Origin of the sequence: Pseudoalteromonas sp. KS88, from assembly GCF_004766475.1 — a bacterium.
Classification (GTDB): Bacteria; Pseudomonadota; Gammaproteobacteria; order Enterobacterales; family Alteromonadaceae; genus Pseudoalteromonas.
The window spans coordinates 57,170-77,507 of the sequence record NZ_PYHV01000005.1 but is presented as its reverse complement, the minus strand read 5'-3'; the positions used below and the strand labels follow the sequence as shown (position 1 = coordinate 77,507).

Genomic DNA, 20,338 nt, shown 5'->3' with positions numbered 1-20,338 from the left:
CTCCAATTATTCATTTAACCATAATGCCAACTGAGCTCTTGCTCGGTGCAAGCGTGACTTAACTGTCCCAACCGCTACATCCGTTATTAAGGCGATGTCACTAATCGACATTTGCTCTAGATAAAATAAGTAGATACTGTGCCGTTCACTATCTGGCAGGTTATTTATTAGTTTGAGTAAATCAATTGATTGCTCATTACTACTTGTTATATCTCTTATTTGTTCATGCTTACCTAGCTGAAAACTCTCGTAGCCTCTGCTTTGTCGGGTTGTATCTATGAATTTGTGATACACCACTCTAAATAGCCACGCTTTAAATACACTGGGCTCTTTTAGTTTTCGAATATCTTTTGCCACTACAGCCCACGCTTCTTGAGTAATATCCTTCGCTAAATCCGTCTGCTTGCTCAGTTTCATCGCAAAGAGAAAGCTTGGTTTGTATAAACAGTTACATAATGAGTTAAAAGCTAACTCATCGCCCTGCTGCGCATTAATGACAGCAAGCGTTATTTGCGTCGAATCCATGCAATTCCTTTATCTCTTTTTTACAAGACGATTTAGCTTAGTAAAAGGTTCGCAACTTTTTATTTATTACAAAAAAGCCCAAGCAATTGCTTGGGCTTAATGTGTTTATACTACTTATATTAGCATTTGTTACTTTTGCAATTTAATACCATCAAAGTGCGCTTGTAAGTCTGTGACTTTTGTTTGCTTTGGTAAGTCTGCGAACGCTTTGTCGGCAAATTTACTACCACGTAATTGCACATTTAACCGTGCAGCTTCTGGGTTTAGCATGGTTTGTTTGTAATAGTCTTTAATATCCGCAAGGGTGACTTTTTCTACTTCTGCGATTAGCTTTGCTCTTGAATCAAAGTCAAAGTTCTCGCGGTACCAATCACCAATCAATGGGCCCATTTCATCACTTAAGTTTTTAGGCTGCTCTTTAAGCGAAACAAGGGATGCATTTTTAAGCTGAGCAAATGTCTCCTCGCTCATATTATCAAGCTCAACAGCGTATTGCTTTTTGAACGTCTCGAAACGCGCTTGCATTTCTTTCGGGCCTTTTACTGGTGTTTGAATAAACAGGCCAATTGCTGAGTAATCTTCGATTGGGCGAGCAAGTGCACCTACAGCATAGGCTAGCTGCTCTTCGGTACGCATTTTGTCAAACGCGATAGTTCTAAAGTGATCTTGTAATACTTGTGCTTGCGCTTTTTGCTTATAACCGGCAATTGGGTGCACAGTCATATCGATGATCGCTACATCCGCAACATCAATGTCTTTTTGTAAAACGATGGTTTCACCTACTTGCGGTAACCACGCTTTACTGCGCGCAAAGGCTGTAGATTGATGATTGTTAGGTAAAACATCTGTTAGCTCTTTTGCAATGGCTTCAACATCTTGTTGGTTGTAGTTACCAAAGGTAAATACACGCAGTTCATTATTGCTAAATGTATGTTGTTTTAATTGCTCAAAATCTGCAAGGGTAATTGATTGGGCGGTTTTAATTAATTCGTCCGTATCAAAGCTGCCGGTTCTGATCAGCTTTGAGTATTCGTCAAATGCTTGATAGAAAGGAAATTGCTTTTGTTTATTCAGTAAGCCACGTTGGAAGCGGTCTAGCGCTTGCGCTAAGCCTTGCTGCGTTGTTTGAACATTAATTGATTCAAGCGCTTGTGCCAACAATACATCTTGCTTATCCGTAAAACCACTTAGTGATAAGATCAAGCCATTACTTGCTTCTAAACCTACACTCATGCCTGCAACCGCAGCCTCAGTGCTTAATTTACTTTGTTGTAAATTATATAGATCAGCCCATACTGAATACAGTACTTTGGCTTTAATATCCGTGAGTGCGTCAGGTGTATTTACATACACTTCGACTAAACCTTTAGGTTGCTCAGCAAAGTTTTGACTTGCTTGGCGCCATACTTTTACGCCTTGTTTGTCATAGACTAACTCTGGGTTTTCTTGCTCACCGAACTCAGCGGTTTTAATAGCAAAGCTTTCAGGCAATAAACGGTTTACCGTTGGCAATGCAAGATCAAACTCACTTGGCTTGTCCCAGCTGGCAATCTCTTCATCACTAATATCTTCAATGCGATATTTACCATCGTAAAAATGTAATTGTGAATCGGTTTCTTCTTGCTTAGATGTATACCAAACTCGCAGAGTGTCGGCGTTTAATTGCTTAAGCACATTGTTTATCGCATCAGCATCAAACTTCGCATAATGATACGGCGCATTAATAGCATGATTAATTGGGTACTCTTGCATGCTGCCAGCGAGGTTACTAACATAACCAAATTCGTCGCCCTTTTCTAAGAATTGGAATTGATTATTTAACGATGTACGAATTTCATTAAAGTATTTGCTATCAACTCCTTCTTTTTTGATAAGGTCGATATATTGCATAATAGTCGCGACTATTGTTTCACGATTCTTCATACCCTCATCGGTCAGCTGTATATCAACCGTAAGTGCACCATAGTTGCCGTAGTGCGTAGGAGAGCTACTTGCTGATAATTGCGAAACCCAGCCTTTATCACGCAATATTTGCGCTGGGCTTCCCTGCATTTCATTACTGAGCAGGTAAGCAACAAAGCGATTTGGTTTAACCGCAAATTCATCGCTATTATCAACTATAGTAAAATCAAGCTGTAACTGTTTTACGTCTTCGTTTGGTGCGTAATGAACACGTTTTCCGCCAACGTTATCAAAATCAAGCTTCTTAGTGACTGTTGGTTCTTCGATTTCTTTGTCTTCAATATCTGCAAAGTACGTTTGTGCTTTTGCTTCCATTTCGCTCAGTGGTAAATTAGAAATCATTGCCACTTTCATAATATTTGAAGAGTAATATTTGTTGTAGAAATCGACGGTTTCTTTATGCAGTGAGCTACCTTCTTTATCACCAAGCGTTTCAAGGTTACCAATTAAAAAGCGGTTAGCTGGGTGATCGCCCATCATTTTACGTGCCAGTTTAAATTGGCCAAAAAAGTCCATTTCACGGCGCATTGACCACTCGGCATTTACGGCGTTTTTTTCTTTATCTGTGTATTCAGGATAAAGTTTAGGCGATTTAAAGAAATCGGCAAAGCGGTCAAGGGCTTCATCGTAGGCATCGTTATTTACTTTAAACATGTAATTAGTGATATCAAGCCAAGTGTAGGCGTTGTGGGCACCACCATTTTTAGTCATGAAATCAGAGTAGCCTTTAGTGTCTGGGTAGCGCTCTGTGCCTAAAAACAACATATGCTCTAAATAGTGCGCCATACCTTGCTGGCTCATAGGATCATGTAATAAACCTACCCCTACACTCAGTGCCGCTGCTGACTTTTCTGCACTTGGATCTGAGACTAAAATCACTTCAATGTTATTCGCTAACTTAAGCGTTTTATATTCGCGATTGTCATTTGGGCTTATTACTAAGGTATCTGATAATAATGCAGTATTTTGTTGAACGGGTGTTGTTGTAGTTGTGCCGCAACCTGATAAAACAGCAAGCGCTATTGCACTTAGGGTAATAATTTTTTTCATATTCAGGGCTAATCCATCACTTAATGTATTGTTTGAATGATCGGTAAATATCAAAATGCTTGCAATCATTTTCCTATTTACTTTGTAACACATTGTAAATTGCAAAAACAAACTGTTAGTCTGAGCAAGTTTTATAATTAAATAATAAAAAGGACTCAAAATGGATAAGTATTTGTTATTGGCGATGTTTGCACAGGTTTTATTAACTTTTACCGTCATGGTAATTATGGGGCGTCGTCGTTTCGCTGCTGCAAAAAACAAAACAATTTCAATGTCTGATTTCGCAACCATGAAACTCGAACACGCAGGAGACAAAGTAAGAGTGGCAGATAGAAATTTTATCAATCAGTTCGAAATGCCAGTATTTTTCTTCATTGCATGCCTAGCTGCAATGCAAATGAACGCAGTAGGCACTTTATTCACAGCCGTTGCATGGGGATTTGTGGTATCAAGAATAGTGCACACGCTGATTCATGTCGGTGCAAATAATGTAAAACCACGTTATTACAGCTTTTTAATTGGTTGCTTAATGATTCTAGTACTGTGGGTACTGATTGTTTTGCGCGTATTTAGCGTTTAATAACGCATTTAATAGTGCTATCAAACAGTTGATAGCACTATTTATAAATGCCTAAACAGTGCGACGGCGTTTAAAGCCGAATAACACCAACGGCAGTACAAACCAGCCAATAGCGCCACTAGAGCTACCCTCATCAGGAGTAACAATCAAACCATCGTCATTATTACTTGTATTTTCTTTTGGCGATAAGTTTATTGACGAGTTTGGATCATCATCCAAAACAACAACACTGTTAATAGAGACTAAATTAGCAGATGTAATAACAGTATCTGGATCAGCACACTGCTCGGTGGTAATGTCTACAACAGGTATTTCACCGCAATGTGTTAGCTCACGAATTGCGTCAATTACAGCATAGCTATCTGTCGTAATTTGGCCAAAGACAGTAAAACCACCATTTTGGTTATCTAAATTTGCGCTGTTGTCTTTTAAATTAAAAAACCATTGGCTGGTGGCACTGTTTGCATCATTGCCCAACTTTGCCATAGCGATAGTGCCTTTTACATTTGATAGAACAGGCTCGTTATCAACTGCATCTGATGTCTCAATTGCTTTAAACTCATTGTCATAGGTGAATCCACCACCTTGAATCACAAAGTTACTAACTGAGCGGTGAATCACTGTGTTGTTATACAATTCGTTATCAACATAACTCAAAAAGTTTTCAACTGTTTTCGGTGTGTGTTGATCAAATAAATTGATAGTGATGGTTCCTTGCGAGGTTTGCATTTCAACAACAGTCGCGCTACTAGCAAATGTTGTTACCGCTAAAAGCCCTGCTAATATCATTTTTTTCATTGTTTTTGTTTCCAGTTACAGTGTTGTTCTTATGTAAATTTAATGAAAATACTATACAAACACTGCATCAATTACGAGCTGCAAACCATTAATAATACAAATCAACTCAAAACGGTTACAATCGAGTTACACTTACTTACACCTTGTTCTTTATTCGTTGACGTTATAAAGAGACGCTGCTTAAAACTAAATGATCTCAATTCCATGGTTTTAATTTGTTAGGATGACCGCGACAACAAAAACACACAACAGGATCAACCGTCATGTCACAAAGCAATGAGCATATTTGCGACTTTGGGTTACATCAAGGTCAGTCGTATACAAAGCTCCCAGCCAGTTTTTTAAATTGGATGGTGGGTAACAATCATGAAAAATCAGCTCTCGCTGAGCAGGAACTTAACCGCAGGCAATTAGCGGCAACAGGACAATTAGAGACTGAAAACTAAAAAAGTAGCGCTGTAAACGTTATTTAGTCATAAATTTAGTTTAAACTACGCGTTTAATGAACAGAATCTGACAACACGGGTCACATTATGCGCGTAATTATTAGTTTTCTCTTACTATTAAGTGTTTCTGCTTGTAGTAATACCCCCCCCAAAAACGAATCAACCTCTTCAAATGAAGCTCGCTATTTAACTGTCTTACATACCAATGATAATCATGGTCGCTTTTGGCACAATGAAAAAGGCGAGTATGGTATGGCGGCACGCAAAACGTTGATTGATCAATTGCGAAATGATGCACAAAAACAAGGCCATGCTGTTTTACTGCTTTCTGGTGGCGATATAAATACAGGTATACCTGAGTCTGATTTACAATTTGCCGAGCCAGATTTTAAAGGTATGTCGTTGATAGGCTATGATGCAATGGCATTGGGGAATCACGAATTTGATAACCCTTTAAGTGTATTAAAGAAACAACAGCAGTGGGCAAACTTTCCCTTATTATCAGCTAATATTTTTGATAAAAAAACCGGTGAAAATGCATTTCAGCCTTATAAGGTATTTGATAAGCAAGGACTTAAAATTGCAGTTATTGGCTTAACCACTACCGATACAGCTAAAATTGGTAACCCTCAATATATTGGCGGTTTAGAGTTCAAAGAGCCGATAGACGTGACCAACACATTGGTAAACAAAATCAATCAGCAACACCAACCAGACATTACCATTGCCGTAACGCATATGGGCCACTATGTAGATGCTGCATTTGGTATTAATGCGCCAGGCGATGTAACACTTGCTCGTTCACTCCCTAAAAACACACTGGATATGATCATCGGCGGCCACTCTCAAGAGCCGATTTGTATGGCAGATAAAAACATCAATGATGATAATTTTGGCCCAGGTAAAGCTTGTAAACCAGATCAGCAAAATGGTACTTGGATCATGCAAGCACATGAATGGGGAAAATATGTAGGTAAAGCTGAATTTAAACTACAAAACGGCCAACTCAAATTAATTGATTACAAATTACTCCCTGTAAATCTATACATAGAACAACCACAAGCTGACGGCACTACAAAACCTGTTTTAGCTGCAAAATACATTACACCTAACCCAGAGCTCAAGTCATTTTTAGCTGACTACCAAGCAAAAGGTGCGAAACAAATTGAAGGCAAAATCGGCTTTGTTGACGCAAAATTAGAAGGTGACCGCAACAAAGTACGTTATCAACAAACTAATTTAGCACGCGTAATTATAGCGGCTCAAATGAGTACAGTCGGCGCAGATTTTGGAATTATTAGTGGCGGTGGTATTCGCGATAGCATTGCTGCTGGTGAAGTCAGTTACAAGGACATCTTAAAGGTTCACCCTTTTAAAAATCGTATTACTTACATGGATTGGCAAGGCCAAGATTTATGGGATTACTTAGACGTTGTAACAAGCTTCCCACCCGATGCTGGCGCTTACATGCAGTATCATAAAATGCGTTTCAAGCGCGAAAACGGAAAATTAGTCAATGTACTTATTAATGGCCAGCCACTGGACTTAAGCGCGACCTACCGTATGAGTATTAACAGTTATAATGCCTCTGGCGGTGATGGATATCCCACATTGACTGATCGTCAAGGGTTTGTGAGCACTGACGAAACTGATGCCCAAGCATTAAAACGTTTTTTTACAGAAAACAGCCCAATCAGTGCTGCAGCGTTTGCACCTAAATAACCTGAACTCGGGTTAAGAGATGTACTAATGTATTGATATTAAATCACAAATATATTTGTTCGTCTCCAGCCGGAGACTTTTANNAATTTACGCGTCAATAGCTGGCCTATTGCATGTAAATTCAACGCAGTTAGCGTTGAAAGTAGCCGCTGGAGATAGATTTATTATCTAGAGTTCAGGTTAAATAACCTTTAGCAAACAACTTACAGCGCCGAGGAACAATTGACCTCAGTGCTGGCGTGGCATTGTTATGTGTAGGCTCAAGACTATTTAATCTTACAATGCATGGTATTACGCAAAATAAGCGTTAAACCCACTCGTGTTAAATATTTACCCAGTTACTTACCAATCACTTCAATACATTCATTGCTAATTTGGTTCAAACCATAACTGTGCAGGCGCGAACGAGAGCCTTCGCCATGCGCTTTCGGCGGGTAATAAACCTCTTTTAATTCTGGGTATTCAACTAACACTTCATCTAATGCAGCACGAATTTCACTGAGTGTTTTTTCCAAACTGTTGGAAAAGTTGGGCCGTTTACGAATCGTGTGTCCGAGCTCTATTAATCGGTAAAAATATTTGTTTGCAATGTCTATCAACTCATCTGGCACATTTTTATTTTGATTTAAAATGGTATCTGGCTGTTCGCTGCAAAATTCAATCAGTGCTAAGTAAAAACATAATGGTTTATTAGCTAATGATACATTTAATGCTGCATCATGCGTACTACCCAACGTTTTAGTATTAAGGTCTACAACCAATTTAAACGGCTCTGGTACTTGGGTTTCATCTGCTTGCTTGCGTGCCCTAATAGCACCCGCTTTGGAGCGTTTAATACTCCCAGCCCAATAACCAAAAGCTAGAGCAAACAAAGCCAAAATTAAAGCACTTACTAAATCACCTAGCTGCCAAAATGTATGGTTAATCCGAAACGTGACTGCAACACTACTATCACTGGTTGCAAGTTGGCGAACAATTACCGACTTACTGCTTAAGTCTGCAGCTTCTATTTTCGTCTCACCAATAGCCTCCACTGTCACAACGTCACTTTTTAGCGCCTTATTCAATCGCCTAAGGTAGCCTTTGATTGCTGCACTATTGCCCGAATGTTTTAAAAACGTATTCGATAAATCTAAGCGAGGTATATCAAGGGCTATACGCTTTTCTGCTTGGGTAATAACATTCTCAATATTGTGTTGTTGTTGCAGATAACCCGCAGCTTTAAAAATCACTATAGAACATATAAAAACAAGTACTATAACCACTTGGCAAAATTTATTAATCATCACCCTCTCCTAAGAAAACAGCGCCTGAATCGCTGCATTGCCAATAGGGCTCAACATGATTGAAGTAAGTAGACGTTTGTGATTGTGATAACGCTAGTAAATTTGTTTGAATAGCACATAGCAAGTCAGTATTTTCGTGTTGCATTTTTAAATACCAGCGTGTGCCAATAATATTATTACTGATAGGCGTAATATAGTTTTTTGAAAAGCTTTGTTGATCTGTATTTTTCCAAAATGAGGCTATAATATCTACCTCACCGTTTGCGAGTAACTCCCTAAGTTCACTGTGGGAGCTTGCGTAGGTTACGTCTAAGTTTTCTAAGTTGATACCTAACTCTTTAAAGGTTTGTTTTGGTAAAATATGACCTGAGCGGCTGGTTGGATAATCTAGTAAGCCAATTCGCTTATCTAAAAAATACTGTTTTTCGATTTTAGGCTTTTCTTTTGCTGATATAAAAAATGCGGTATAGCTTGGAAAACCCACAATTGGTTGGTAGTTATAAGTAGATTCTGCCTTAAACGCAGACATAATATTGTTTTTCGCTAATATCAGATCAGCAATTCCTTTACCCACAAACTCAATACTGTCAGCAGTGCGATAACCCCAAAAACCTCGTACTTCACCGTATTGCTTTGTTACAACAGTATCTTCGCACAAACTCTTAATAATTGATTTAGCTACTTTTTGTGACGTTGCATAAATAATTAATTGTTCTTTGTTTTGCGAAGCAGATGTAAAACAACGGCTCGATGTTTCTATTAAAGGCTTCAGCGTTTTCGATTCAGTAGCCACAATCAATTGAGTGGTAAGCCAAAGCATCACAAAAAACAGTAGTAAAACTGTAACAAATGTAGAGTGAGATAATATCTGCTGCTTAATTTTCAAATCTTCAACAATCCAAAAGCGAATATATCACCATTTGAACAATTTTAATTACTCATTACAATAGGTAATTTTACTCAAAACAAATAACCCATTGATAAATATAGTTTATGAACAAGAAATTATGAATCTTGTTGAGTCCTTCCTATTCCACTAAAAATCAGGACAATTGACCTCTAAGAATAGTTCAGTACGCAGTTAATTTATTTTTAGGAAAATACAAATGTTAAGCAATCGGATTAGTGGTCTCAGTTGTTTTTTAGCTATTAGCATTCTTTTTACATCCCAAAATGCGCTCGCTTGGGGTCAAAATGGCCACAGGATTGTTGGCCAGGTTGCCGATAACCACATAACCGATACCACCCGCTCATCACTTAGCAAACTATTAGAAGGTGAAAGCCTTGCACAAATATCTACTTGGGCTGATGAAATGCGTTCGAACCCAAGCGAGTTTTGGCAAAAGAAATCCTCTCGCTGGCACTATATTAACTCCCCTACTAATTCTTCACAGTTTTCTCACGACCATTCTCATCAATTAAATAAAGATAACGTAAAAAATATTCTTGAAGGAATGTACTTTGCTATTGAGACGCTTAAGAACGAAAAAAGTACTGTGGACGCTAAACGTTTTAGCCTGCGGTTTCTTGTTCACTTAGTGGGTGATGCACACCAACCATTTCACGCTGGCCGTGCCGAAGATAGAGGCGGTAACCGCATAAAAATAACCTTCTTTGGTGAAAACACCAACCTGCATTCACTGTGGGATACCAAGTTAGTTGAAAGCGAAAACTTATCGTTCACTGAGTTTGCGCAATTTATCGACATTCATAATGCTGAAATAAAAGCTGAGTACCTTGCAAGCTCACCTGAGCAATGGTTAACCGAATCACATAACTTAGCCACTAACTTATACAAATTAGAAAACGATAAAGTTAGTTATAGCTACATTTACAACAATGTTCCGATTGTTAAAACGCGCTTACTTCAAGCCGGTATCAGACTCGCAGGGTTATTGAATACTTTGTTCGATAGCTCAGCAAAACCGTTAGACAAGGCACTTAAGATGCCATCTAACATCAATTAGTAAAAAACCTTAAATAACCTATTACACGGGAATCAACAAAATGAACAAGCTTCGTCTTTCGAAATTAACTGGAGCGGTAATACTCGCTTTAGGTGTTTCAACGAGTGCTATGGCAGCAGATACATCATCAGCAATGCGCGGTAAAATTACTACGCCTTCTGGCGCTGCCGCTGCCAATGTTAAAATTAAAGTTATCCACCAACCAACAGGTACTGTGAGTGAATTAACGACTAACGAAAGTGGTACGTTTATCGCAAATGGTCTTCGCGTAGGCGGTCCTTACACGGTTGTTGTAGATTCAGACACGTTTAACGACACAACGTTGGATAACATTTATTTAGAGCTAGGTGATACATATCGTTTATCGTCACAGTTAGCACCGTTAAGCATGGAAAAGATCGAAGTATCTGGCTATAAAATTGTACAACAGTCAGGTGGTTCTAGCAGCGTATTCGGTGAAGATACCATCGATAATATGCCAAGCTTTAATCGCGATATTAAAGATGTTGCCCGTTTAAACCCACTTGCAAGCATCAACGGTAATGGCGAACTAACATTTGCTGGTAGCAACCCGCGTTCAAATAGCTTAACAGTTGATGGCATTGGCCAAAACGATGACTTCGGTCTTAACTATGGTGGTTACCCAACTGCTCAACCTCCTGTAGCACTTGATGCGATCGAACAAATTTCTGTAGATGTTTCTCCTTTCTCTGCATCTAAAGGCAACTTTGGTGGAGGCACAATCAACGCCGTAACAAAGTCAGGTACTAACGAGTTTAAATTTTCTGGTTTTTACGAAACATCAACACCTGATATCGCCGGTGATGTGGACAGCATTTCACAAATTACAGCTGATGGCAGCCCTGTATTAGATAAAGATGGCCACCGCACCTATGAAGTTAACAAAGTATCACCAAACCAAACAGAAGAGCGTTTTGGCTTTAATATTGGCGGCCCGCTAATTGAAGATAAACTATTTTATTTTGTAAACTACAACAGCTGGAAGAGCGAGCTTGACCTAGATTACGGTTTTGAAGATTCAGGCGCGACCAACGAGTACGATGTATCTGAAGAAAGCTTTAACCAGTTTATCTCAATTCTAGATTCAGTTTACGGCATGCAAGACTCATTAGGTGGTGACCCTGAAGATAGCAATGAATCTTTATTGGTTAAACTAAGCTGGAACGTTAATGATGATCACCGTTTAGACTTTACTTACCAGTGGCAAGATGATCAAGATGAGCGTAATTTTGGCACAGGCGGTAGTACGGTTGATTTAGCATCATCACGTTACACCTATGCAACTAAGTTTAATAACTTCTCATCAAAGCTTTACTCTGATTGGAATGAAGACTTCTCTACTGAAATCGGTATTGCATACAAAGATGTTACTTCTGACAGCATTACAAATTCAAACATTGGTAGTGTAAAAGTTGAAGAACGCTTCCGTGGGCCTGCATTCCAGTTTGGTACTGACGAATTCCGCCATGCAAACTCTTCTGCAACTGAAACCCTTACCTTAACGCTTGACGCAACCTACCTTTTAGATGAGCATGAGCTTAGCTTTGGTGCGCGTTACGAGTCACTTAACCTTTATAACCTATTTGCTGCAAACTCACTAGGGTCTTGGGAATTTGATACGTTTGACGGATTTGCAAACCGTGAAGTAGGTAACTTTAGAGATACGTATGACTTCTCTTACAGCAATGCGTACACAAATAACCCAGCAGATACAGCATACGATGCAACTCGCAGTCAATTAGCGCTATATATTGAAGATACTTTCTACATTGGCGACGATTTAGAATTATCAGCAGGTATTCGTTATGAGCGTTTAGCGTCAGATGACAAACCAACGCTGAATGAAAACTTTGCGAGCACCTATGGCTTTACTAACCAAGAAAACCTAGACGGTTTAGATATTATTTTACCACGTGTTGGCTTTAAGTATTATGCAACCGAAGCCCTTACTATCAATGGTGGTATTGGTCGTTTCCAAGGTGGTATTCCAAACGTATGGTATAACAATTCATACCAAAATGACGGTATTACATTCGTTGCAGCACCACAAAGCGCTATCGACGAATACTATGCGGCTAACCCTGCAGACATTACCGTTGTACCAGATGAAATCAAAAACACGTTAGTTCAAGGTGCAGGTAGCACGAACTATGTTGATCCAAACTTTGAATTACCTTCAAGCATTCGTTCGCAAATAGGCTTTGAATACGATTTTGATTCAGCATTACTAGGCAACGGCTTTAAATGGCAGGCAGAAATTGCTTACCATGTTAAAGAAAATGAAGCGGTTTGGCACAACACAGCCATTCGTCCTGTTGGCACAGCTGCTGATGGTGATCGTTTAATTCAAGAGAGTATCTACACTGGCGATTTACAAGATAACTTTGATATTGCGATGACCAACTCGTCTGAAGATGGCCGTTCAGTTGTATTCTCAACAGCTCTTGCAAAAGAGTGGGACAACGGTCTTTATATTTCAACAAGCTATGCGCACCAAGATATCACTGAAGCAGCATCAGGTTCTTCATCGCGTGCACAAAGTAACTACCAGTACAACATTACGCAAAACCGTAACCAAGATTTAGCGCACCGTGGTTCATATGAAGTTGAGCACAGCTTTAAAATCAACGTGAGCTACAACACTGAGTTTTTCGCAGGTTATGCAACTAAGTTCAACATGTACTTTGAGCGTCGTTCAGGTCGTCCATTTAGTTACACTATGGGTATGTTCCGTGATGGTGATTTAGGTGACTCACGTGATTTTAACTCAAGCTCTGCTTACTTAGCGTATATCCCAACAGGGGCTGATGACGCTAATGTAAACTGGGAAGAATCAGGCATGACTTGGTCAGAACTTGAAACACTCCTAAATCGTGCAGGTATTTCTGAACGTGGCACTATCCTAAACCGTAACACAGGTACTCAACCTTGGGTTACCACAATGGATGTAAGCATCAAGCAACAAATCCCTGGTTTTGCTAAAGGCCACAGCGGTGAGGTTTACTTCATGGTTGATAACTTCGCAAACTTGCTTAATAGCGATTGGGGTGTTGAAAAACGCCTAGGTTTCTCTGACCAAGCTGTGTATGACTTTGGTGGTTTAGATGACCAAGGCCGCTACATCATCGATAGCCGTTATAACGGTGCTGATGTTCGTAACTACAGCCAAATCACAACGTCATCATCTGCATGGCAAGCTAAAATTGGCATTAGCTACAAGTTCTAATACCACTGTGTAAGTGAATACTCAAAAACCCGCTTTATTGGCGGGTTTTTTTATATCTAAAATAATCGATTTCATACTACTGTCATAAAAAACACCTAAATTACAGTGTATTTCATGATTAAGGCACTCATTTCAGCGCCTATCATTATTTTTATTACAAATTTGTGTGCAATGTAATCTATTTGTAATAAAATGAATGGGTACAATTTATTGCTTAGCAAACCAAGCATGTTACAACTTAAAATTACTAAAATATAATACCTTACACGGGAAATTAATAATGAAAATTCAACTACGCAAAACTGCGTTATCACTTGCTATTGCAGCATGTGTTGGCGCAAGTGGTGCTGCTTTTGCAAATGAAACTGCATCATCTGTAAAAGGTCAAATCACAGGCCCTAATGGTAACCCTGCCTCAGGCACGCAAATTACTATTATTCATATACCTTCTGGTTCAACAAAAACAACAACGGTAAACGAACAAGGTAACTTTTCTACAAAGGGTTTACGTGTTGGTGGCCCATACAAAATAATCGTAGATTCTGATACTTACGAAGACGCGCAACTAGACGACGTCTATTTAACACTAGGTCAAACTTACCCTATTTCTGTGGCCCTGCGTTCACAACAAATGGAACAAATTGTTGTAAGTGGTGCACCTATCAGCTCACAATCAGGCAGCACTGGCCCTGCTTCTCATTTCTCTTTAGATGATTTAGAAAACAAACCAGCGATCAATCGTGACTTAAAAGACGTTATTCGTGCCGACCCACGTATCTATATTGACGAGACAAACGCAGGCGCTATTAACTGTGGTGGTGGTAACCCACGTTTCAATAGCTTAACTGTTGATGGTGTTCGTATGAACGATAACTTCGGTTTGAACTCAAGCGGTTATCCAACTGAAAGAATGCCATTCTCTTTCGATTCAATCGCACAAGTAGCCGTAGAGCTTGCACCATTTGATGTACAATATGGTGGTTTCACATCATGTAACATCAACGCAGTAACTAAGTCTGGTACAAATGAAATCAAAGGTGGTTTTTTCTACGACTACACCAATGATGCAATGTCTGGCGATTCAATCGAAGGCGAAAAACAAGACTTAGGTGACTACTCAGAAAAACGTTATGGCTTTAATGTGGGTCTTCCGCTAATTGAAGATAAGTTATTCTTGTTCACTTCATACGAAAAGCTTGAAGGCGCACAAATTTTTGACTATGCCCCGTTTGCAAATGGCCGTATTGACCAAGCAACGGTAGACCGCATTAGACAAATTTCTATCGACTCTTATGACTACGATCCAGGTACTATGGTACCGAGTATGCCAGTTGAAGATGAAAAAATCTTAATCAAACTTGATTGGAACATCAGCAACGATCACCGTGCAAGCTTTGTGTATAACTACAACGATGGTTATTCACTGGCGCAATCTGATAGTGGTTCTAGCCGTTTATCTTTATCAAATCACTTCTATGAGCGTGGCGCAGAGCTTCAATCATACGTAACGTCGTTCTACTCAGATTGGACAGATGACTTTTCAACTGAAGTACGCGTAGGCTATTCAAAGCTTGATAACCGTCAAAATTCACTTGATGCTGCATCAGGTTTTGGTGAGTTTAGAGTCGATACTGGTGATGTTGACGTATACCTTGGTCCAGATGATTCTCGCCAAGCGAATAAACTTAAATACGATAACTTATCGCTTAAACTTGCAGGTACTTACTACCTAGAAGACCACGAACTTTCATTTGGTTATGAGCGTGAAGAGCTAGATGTATTCAACTTATTTGTACAACACAATGAAGGTGAATACCGTTTCTTAGATACTAAAGAAATGATAAATGGAGTCGAAACCAAAGTTACCGGCCTTGAAAATTTTGAAAAAGGGGTTGCACGTGTTTACTACGGTAACGCAGCAAGCCATAACCCAGACGATGCAGCGGGTGAATTCAAATACGCGTTAAATACTTTATATTTCCAAGATAAGTTTGACCTGATTGATTACGATATTTCAATTGTTGCCGGTCTTCGTTATGATTTTTACACCAGTGATGATGTACCAACACATAACCAAAACTTTGAAGATCGCTACGGTTTTTCAAACAGCCAAAACTTAGACGGTATTGACTTATTACAACCGCGCTTAGGTATTAACTGGATTTACAACGATCAGTTAGAGTTCCGCGGCGGAATTGGCCTTTATTCTGGCGGTAACCCAAATGTATGGATTTCAAACAGCTACTCAAACGATGGCGTTCGTAATATCCAGATTGATCAAAAAGGGATGCAAATCTTAGGTGATAACGCAGTTGCATTTAATGGCAATGGCCAACCTGGTTACGACATTCCACAAGACCTTTATGACGAAGTTGGTCAAGGTGGTGCTGATGCAAGCACTAACGTTACAGATCCAAACTTTGAAATTCCTTCAGAGTGGAAGTACTCAATAGGTGCGACATACATCACTGAAAACGATTACGTGTTTAACGTTGATTACCTTTACACTGATAAGCAAGATTCTGCTGTAGTAAAGAATTTAGCAAATGTTAAAACGTCTGTTGCGCCTGATGGCCGTCCAGTTTACAGCGATAGCAATCACCCAAGAAATTCAGATTTCCTTCTTACCAATGTAAAAGGTGACGACGCATACTCGCAGATTTTATCATTAGCGATGAATAAATCTTTCGATAACGGTGTAGATTTAGCACTTTCATATGCTTATACCATCGCAAAAGATGTTCACCCAATGACCAGCTCTGTGGCATTTTCAAACTACCATGGTGTAGCGGTATCAGATCCAGAAAACCCAGGTCTTGCAACGTCTAACTACGAAATCCCTCATCGTTTCACTATGAGCGTATCGTACAACCATGAAATTTTTGATGGCTACGAGACTAAGTTCAACTTATTTGGTCAAGCTCAGCAAACAAACCCGTACTCGTACGCGTTTGATTCGCGCTCAGGTGGTTTAGGCTTTAACGACAACAGCCGTCAATTACTTTACGTACCAACGCTTGACGACAGCCAAGTTGTGTATGGCGATGACTTTGACCAAGCTGCATTTAATGAGTGGGTTGAAAGTGAAGGCCTAACACGCGGTAAAATTAACAACCGTAACAGCGTCGATGGCGACTGGTGGGTAACGTTAGATTTCAAAGTTGAGCAAGAGTTTATGGGCTTTGGCGAAGGCCAAAAAGGTTCAGCTTACTTTGTTATCAAAAACATCGGTAACATGATAAACGATGACTGGGGCGTACTTAAAACGGGCAGTGCACTACAAAGTGCTGTTTCAGCTGACATCGTGAATGGCCAATATGTATTTAATGAGTTTAAAGACCCATCAGGTACAAGCATTGAGTCAAGACCATCACTATGGGAAATGCGTGTTGGTGTTAAATACACTTTCTAATTTTCCAAGTTAATTTGGTACACGTTATTCTAAAGCCCATCTTTTGATGGGCTTTTTGTTTTACGCCTCTAATTTTGTCTGTAATTTATTTAAGCAACTTAACAAAACCGTATACTCATCTTGCGTTAATGATGCTAATAAATCTTGCTCCCACGCTAATGCAGCTGGTGCCAGTTGTTGATATAAACTATGACCTTCATCACTCAGTGCCAGTAGATTGGCTCGCTTGTCTTGTGGATTCTCTAAACTCAACACATAACGCTTATCTATTAATGCTTTGATAGCGCGTGACACAGTTGATTTATCCATTGCTGCTTGCTCACACAGAGCTTTTGCATGGCTTTGCCCAAACTGCGCTAAATTAAATAAAATACGCCATTGTGGAATAGTTAAGTCGCTTTGTTGTTGATATACATCCGCAAACTCCTCACTCATTTTACTGGCTAGGTTTGCTAATCGATAAGGTAAAAAGGTCGCTAAATCGAGTGCCATCTTCTTAAATCTCCGCCCAAATGGGCTTTACAGTCGTGTTTTGCCTGTCCATAAATATGTACAGCACGATAAAAACAGAAGGTTTGAATTTAATCTCACATGAGAGTATCTTACAGTAAAACACAAAGGAGTCGAGTGATGACAAGCGAATTAAAATACATGACAGGGTTTGGTAATGAGTTTGAAACCGAAGCCCTACCCGGTGCATTACCTATTGGTCAATTTAGCCCTCAAAAAGTAAAATATGATTTGTACGCTGAACAATTTAGTACAACAGCGTTCACTGCCCCGCGTGCTGATAACCGTCGCACTTGGATGTACCGTATTCGCCCTTCAGTGGTACAAGGTGATTACACTGCAATAGACAATGGCTTAATTCGCACAGCACCAATCACTGAAGTACCGACTCCACCCACTATGTTACGTTGGAACCCTATTGATATTCCAAGCCAACCTACAGATTTTATAGATGGTCTGATCACAATGGCGGCCAATGGCAATGCTAATGGCCAAGCAGGGATTGGTATTCACGTATATGTAGCCAATAAATCAATGACCGACCGCTATTTTTATAATGCTGACGGTGAAATGCTGTTTGTTCCGCAGCAAGGCGAGCTACTGCTTAAAACTGAATGTGGTAACTTAACTGTGAAGGCTGGTGAGATTGCGGTAATACCTCGTGGTATTAAATTCCAAGTGATGCTACTAACTGACACGGCCCGAGGTTATATTTGTGAAAACTACGGCCACGCATATGTATTAGCTGAGCGAGGCCCTGTGGGCGCAAACGGCTATGCAAACGATCGTGATTTTCAATACCCTGTGGCCGCGTTTGAAGATAAAGAAGGCGAGTTTGAATTAATCGCTAAGTTTAACGGCAATATGTTCAGCTGTGATATTGGTCACTCCCCGCTAGATGTTGTCGCGTGGACAGGCAATAGCGCGCCGTATAAATACGATTTAGCACGCTTTAATGTGATGAACACAGTAAGCTTTGATCACCCAGATCCGTCAATTTTCACAGTGCTTACGTCACCATCAGGTACTGAAGGCGTTGCAAATATTGATTTTGCAATCTTCCCGCCACGTTGGATGGTCGCTGAAAACACCTTCCGCCCACCTTATTATCACCGTAATATTATGAGTGAATTTATGGGGCTAATTGAAGGTGTGTACGATGCCAAAGAGCATGGTTTTGTGCCTGGTGGAATGAGTTTACATAATTGTATGTCGCCACATGGGCCAGAAGCCGATGTATTTGAAAAAGCGTCAAATGCTGAACTTGAGCCTCAGCGCTACGAAAACACCCTCGCCTTTATGTTTGAGTCGCGCTATGTAATTTCGCCTACAAAATATGCCCTCGAAGGCAAAGAGCGCCAACCAAACTATACTGATTGCTGGCGTACAATTAAAAAACATTTTAAAGCTGAATAAGGTCATTTCATGAAACTGTATACTTATTTTCGTTCATCTGCGGCTTATCGTGTGCGTATTGCACTTAATTTAAAAGCCATTGATCATGAGCTAGTACCTGTAAACTTATTAAAATCAGAGCAGCAAGGTGAGCACTACCTGAGTAAAAACCCACAAGGGTTATTACCCGCGCTGGAAACTGAGGAAGGAGTGCTAGGGCAATCGTTAGCCATTTTAGAATACCTTGATGAAACGTACCCTCAACACCCGTTGATTTACGGCAATGCATGGGAAAAAGCACAAATCCGTAATTTAAGTTATGCCGTAGCGTGCGATATTCACCCTATCGATAACTTGCGCGTACTTAAGTATTTAAGCACTGAGCTTGCGGTTGATGATGAAGCCAAAAATAAATGGTACCGTCATTGGGTTGAAGTAGGCTTTGAAAAGCTAGAGTTATTACTGGATGAGAAGCATGATTTTTGTGTTGGAGATAAACCGAGTCTAGCTGATGTATGTTTAGTGCCACAAGTATTTAATGCGTTGCGCTTTAATGTCGATATGACTGCGTATCCAAAAATAGCAGCCATATACGCGCATTGTAATACGTTAGCTGCATTTAGTGATGCAGCACCGCAAAATCAGCTTGATGCTGGCTAACTGCTCAGCGCGCTGTGTATCACAGTAACATGCTCAATTAAATCTAAGCCCAGATCGGTTAAATATCCGCCGTCTGGGCTATCTATAATCCCTTTTTCAAATAAACGCTGTGCGGCACTAATAACACTGTCGTCTGCATCGCTATGAATCTTAATACCTTGCATTTTGCTGCTAACAGGAAATTTAGCAAGCAGTTCAAATTCATCCATCATCTTTTGGTTAAATTGCATGTGTTCACCTTGTTTTCGAAATTATTATTTTATTGATTATTTACCCTAACACATTTTATACCCAAGTCACTCTAAAACACTTATTTAGCAACCAATTGAAAAATTGCTACTGGTAATTCTTGGTAACTTGGGTATAAGCTTAGTGGAGTTATTTTTTAATGCAAAGGCTGAATATGAGAATTTTAACTACTATAGGTCTATGTTTTGTTTGTTTTATTTACTCTGTAAATAGCTTTGGAGACAATCTAAAAACAACATTATTATTAAATCCACAAGATGTTATTAACCAGCAATCTGTCTGTTGGTTTGATGATAAACGCTACAGTGAAGGTGCTGTCGTTATCATGGCTAATTTAAAAGTCATATGTACTGCAAAAAAACCGCAACATAATAATAGTTCATTGATGTGGTTAATGCTCAGTGATGAAAACGAGATTATTTATCCAAAAGCACCTAAAACAATTCGGGTTAATTAGCCAAAACTGGGGTTATTTAATACTGCACAAAGATATCGCGTTGGTATCACCGGCCACTTAGGCTACAATAGC

The 20,338-nt window shown here is 39.6% G+C and carries 16 protein-coding genes; 9 read left to right on the top strand and 7 right to left on the bottom strand.

All coding sequences use genetic code 11. From position 1 onward, the window contains the following. Positions 1-6 precede the first annotated feature (6 nt). The gene (locus tag C7Y70_RS02700) at positions 7-525 is read right to left on the bottom strand and encodes an RNA polymerase sigma factor (protein WP_135473283.1); all 519 of its coding nucleotides are present in this window, start codon (positions 523-525) and stop codon (positions 7-9) included. A gap of 129 nt (positions 526-654) precedes the next feature. Next, positions 655-3,537 (bottom strand): insulinase family protein, encoded by a 2,883-nt coding sequence (locus tag C7Y70_RS02695; RefSeq protein WP_135473308.1) that lies wholly within the window; start codon positions 3,535-3,537, stop codon positions 655-657. A gap of 160 nt (positions 3,538-3,697) precedes the next feature. Here C7Y70_RS02695 and C7Y70_RS02690 point away from each other — a divergent pair, with 160 nt between their 5' ends. After that, a complete protein-coding gene (locus tag C7Y70_RS02690; protein ID WP_135473282.1) occupies positions 3,698-4,117 on the top strand; it encodes an MAPEG family protein in 420 nt (139 codons plus the stop codon). 51 nt (positions 4,118-4,168) lie between these two features. Here the strand turns inward: C7Y70_RS02690 and C7Y70_RS02685 are convergent, their stop codons facing one another. Continuing rightward, positions 4,169-4,915: a peptidylprolyl isomerase gene (locus C7Y70_RS02685; RefSeq protein WP_135473281.1), complete on the bottom strand. Its 747-nt coding sequence runs from the start codon at positions 4,913-4,915 to the stop codon at positions 4,169-4,171. A 263-nt stretch (positions 4,916-5,178) separates the two neighbouring features. Here C7Y70_RS02685 and C7Y70_RS02680 point away from each other — a divergent pair, with 263 nt between their 5' ends. Both C7Y70_RS02680 and ushA read left to right on the top strand, forming a co-directional pair. Beyond that, the gene (locus C7Y70_RS02680) at positions 5,179-5,361 is read left to right on the top strand and encodes a hypothetical protein (RefSeq protein ID WP_099296662.1); all 183 of its coding nucleotides are present in this window, start codon (positions 5,179-5,181) and stop codon (positions 5,359-5,361) included. An 87-nt stretch (positions 5,362-5,448) separates the two neighbouring features. Continuing rightward, positions 5,449-7,083 carry a bifunctional UDP-sugar hydrolase/5'-nucleotidase UshA gene (gene ushA / locus C7Y70_RS02675; RefSeq protein ID WP_135473280.1) on the top strand — a complete coding sequence of 545 codons (1,635 nt, stop codon included), beginning with the start codon at positions 5,449-5,451 and terminating at the stop codon, positions 7,081-7,083. A 338-nt stretch (positions 7,084-7,421) separates the two neighbouring features. Here the strand turns inward: ushA and C7Y70_RS02670 are convergent, their stop codons facing one another. Then, positions 7,422-8,369: a hypothetical protein gene (locus C7Y70_RS02670; RefSeq protein ID WP_245321330.1), complete on the bottom strand. Its 948-nt coding sequence runs from the start codon at positions 8,367-8,369 to the stop codon at positions 7,422-7,424. Then, on the bottom strand, positions 8,362-9,189 hold the full coding sequence (locus C7Y70_RS02665; RefSeq protein ID WP_135473306.1) for a PhnD/SsuA/transferrin family substrate-binding protein: 828 nt from the start codon (positions 9,187-9,189) through the stop codon (positions 8,362-8,364). The genes C7Y70_RS02670 and C7Y70_RS02665 overlap by 8 nt, the downstream gene beginning before the upstream one ends. Before the next feature lie 286 nt (positions 9,190-9,475). On the opposite strand from C7Y70_RS02665, the gene C7Y70_RS02660 reads away from it, so the two are divergent. The 3 genes from C7Y70_RS02660 (at position 9,476) to C7Y70_RS02650 (ending at position 16,995) form a co-directional block, all read left to right on the top strand. After that, positions 9,476-10,336 (top strand): S1/P1 nuclease, encoded by an 861-nt coding sequence (locus C7Y70_RS02660; protein WP_135473279.1) that lies wholly within the window; start codon positions 9,476-9,478, stop codon positions 10,334-10,336. A gap of 40 nt (positions 10,337-10,376) precedes the next feature. After that, complete coding sequence (locus C7Y70_RS02655; RefSeq protein ID WP_135473278.1) at positions 10,377-13,583, top strand: TonB-dependent receptor; 3,207 nt, start codon at positions 10,377-10,379, stop codon at positions 13,581-13,583. A gap of 280 nt (positions 13,584-13,863) precedes the next feature. Beyond that, entirely contained in the window at positions 13,864-16,995 is a 3,132-nt protein-coding gene (locus C7Y70_RS02650; RefSeq protein WP_135473277.1) for a TonB-dependent receptor, read from the top strand. A gap of 60 nt (positions 16,996-17,055) precedes the next feature. On the opposite strand, the gene C7Y70_RS02645 is transcribed toward C7Y70_RS02650, so the two are convergent. Continuing rightward, positions 17,056-17,487, bottom strand: a complete 432-nt coding sequence (locus C7Y70_RS02645) for a MarR family transcriptional regulator (RefSeq protein WP_135473276.1) — start codon at positions 17,485-17,487, stop codon at positions 17,056-17,058. Positions 17,488-17,625: 138 nt separating this feature from the next. On the opposite strand from C7Y70_RS02645, the gene hmgA reads away from it, so the two are divergent. Both hmgA and maiA read left to right on the top strand, forming a co-directional pair. Next, entirely contained in the window at positions 17,626-18,921 is a 1,296-nt protein-coding gene (gene hmgA / locus C7Y70_RS02640; RefSeq protein WP_135473275.1) for a homogentisate 1,2-dioxygenase, read from the top strand. Between the two features lie 9 nt (positions 18,922-18,930). Then, positions 18,931-19,560: a maleylacetoacetate isomerase gene (gene maiA, locus C7Y70_RS02635; protein ID WP_135473274.1), complete on the top strand. Its 630-nt coding sequence runs from the start codon at positions 18,931-18,933 to the stop codon at positions 19,558-19,560. Here maiA and C7Y70_RS02630 read toward each other — a convergent pair. Then, positions 19,557-19,790 (bottom strand): TIGR02647 family protein, encoded by a 234-nt coding sequence (locus C7Y70_RS02630; RefSeq protein ID WP_135473273.1) that lies wholly within the window; start codon positions 19,788-19,790, stop codon positions 19,557-19,559. The two genes, maiA and C7Y70_RS02630, sit on opposite strands and share 4 nt — an antisense overlap. 173 nt (positions 19,791-19,963) lie before the next feature. On the opposite strand from C7Y70_RS02630, the gene C7Y70_RS02625 reads away from it, so the two are divergent. Then, positions 19,964-20,266: a DUF1496 domain-containing protein gene (locus tag C7Y70_RS02625; protein WP_135473272.1), complete on the top strand. Its 303-nt coding sequence runs from the start codon at positions 19,964-19,966 to the stop codon at positions 20,264-20,266. The last annotated feature ends 72 nt before the right edge of the window (positions 20,267-20,338 follow it).

What these genes read in the sequence shown, in the direction of transcription:
- C7Y70_RS02630 (WP_135473273.1), bottom strand. Translation starts at nt 19,790, where the DNA reads ATGCAATTTAACCAAAAGATGATGGATGAATTTGAACTGCTTGCTAAA.
- C7Y70_RS02670 (WP_245321330.1), bottom strand. Translation starts at nt 8,369, where the DNA reads ATGATTAATAAATTTTGCCAAGTGGTTATAGTACTTGTTTTTATATGT.
- C7Y70_RS02625 (WP_135473272.1), top strand. Translation starts at nt 19,964, where the DNA reads ATGAGAATTTTAACTACTATAGGTCTATGTTTTGTTTGTTTTATTTAC.
- C7Y70_RS02650 (WP_135473277.1), top strand. Translation starts at nt 13,864, where the DNA reads ATGAAAATTCAACTACGCAAAACTGCGTTATCACTTGCTATTGCAGCA.
- ushA (WP_135473280.1), top strand. Translation starts at nt 5,449, where the DNA reads ATGCGCGTAATTATTAGTTTTCTCTTACTATTAAGTGTTTCTGCTTGT.
- C7Y70_RS02660 (WP_135473279.1), top strand. Translation starts at nt 9,476, where the DNA reads ATGTTAAGCAATCGGATTAGTGGTCTCAGTTGTTTTTTAGCTATTAGC.
- C7Y70_RS02685 (WP_135473281.1), bottom strand. Translation starts at nt 4,915, where the DNA reads ATGAAAAAAATGATATTAGCAGGGCTTTTAGCGGTAACAACATTTGCT.
- C7Y70_RS02655 (WP_135473278.1), top strand. Translation starts at nt 10,377, where the DNA reads ATGAACAAGCTTCGTCTTTCGAAATTAACTGGAGCGGTAATACTCGCT.
- C7Y70_RS02680 (WP_099296662.1), top strand. Translation starts at nt 5,179, where the DNA reads ATGTCACAAAGCAATGAGCATATTTGCGACTTTGGGTTACATCAAGGT.
- C7Y70_RS02690 (WP_135473282.1), top strand. Translation starts at nt 3,698, where the DNA reads ATGGATAAGTATTTGTTATTGGCGATGTTTGCACAGGTTTTATTAACT.
- C7Y70_RS02695 (WP_135473308.1), bottom strand. Translation starts at nt 3,537, where the DNA reads ATGAAAAAAATTATTACCCTAAGTGCAATAGCGCTTGCTGTTTTATCA.
- hmgA (WP_135473275.1), top strand. Translation starts at nt 17,626, where the DNA reads ATGACAAGCGAATTAAAATACATGACAGGGTTTGGTAATGAGTTTGAA.
- C7Y70_RS02645 (WP_135473276.1), bottom strand. Translation starts at nt 17,487, where the DNA reads ATGGCACTCGATTTAGCGACCTTTTTACCTTATCGATTAGCAAACCTA.
- maiA (WP_135473274.1), top strand. Translation starts at nt 18,931, where the DNA reads ATGAAACTGTATACTTATTTTCGTTCATCTGCGGCTTATCGTGTGCGT.
- C7Y70_RS02665 (WP_135473306.1), bottom strand. Translation starts at nt 9,189, where the DNA reads ATGCTTTGGCTTACCACTCAATTGATTGTGGCTACTGAATCGAAAACG.
- C7Y70_RS02700 (WP_135473283.1), bottom strand. Translation starts at nt 525, where the DNA reads ATGGATTCGACGCAAATAACGCTTGCTGTCATTAATGCGCAGCAGGGC.